Origin of the sequence: Clostridium sp. AM34-9AC (assembly GCF_003480225.1) — a bacterium.
GTDB classification, from domain to species: Bacteria; Bacillota; Clostridia; order Lachnospirales; family Lachnospiraceae; genus Acetatifactor; species Acetatifactor acetigignens.
Genome location: NZ_QUIU01000024.1, coordinates 1 through 425, shown reverse-complemented (window position 1 = coordinate 425; position 425 = coordinate 1). Strand labels below are relative to the sequence as shown.

At 36.7% G+C, this 425-nt stretch carries 1 pseudogene; it reads right to left on the bottom strand.

From position 1 onward, the window contains the following. Positions 1–48: 48 nt before the first annotated feature. Positions 49–279: pseudogene (locus DW835_RS18470) on the bottom strand (transposase); the annotation flags it as partial. Positions 280–425 lie beyond the last annotated feature (146 nt).

Below are 425 nucleotides of genomic sequence, written 5' to 3'. Positions count from 1 at the left end.
TACTCTGGCAATCGCAAGGAACTAGTTTAAAGTGTCTTCATCCATACGGTTAAAGAATCTTGATACCGTAGGCTGTGATGCAAGCGCATCTTTTTCAAGTACAGACTTGAATACAGGATCATTGGTTTTAAACGCTTTTTCTAAAAGCGTATCAATACCAAGTTTGCTTATGAATTCTTTGATAAGAAGCAAGCCTGCATCGGATGAGAGATCTCCTCCATCAAAATTTATTTTAATCTGTCTATTGCTTTCTAAGGCTAAGGTGTTTACAATACTCATAAAGGGTTCCTTTGTTTGGGATAGTTAAGACTTTGAACACCTTAATTCTACCACAAATGGATGCTCTTTTTCATTCACTTGATAGGTGAAAAGCAATATTCAGCTAAAATACAGTAACTATGTGGCTTTCAGCCACTTTCACGGCT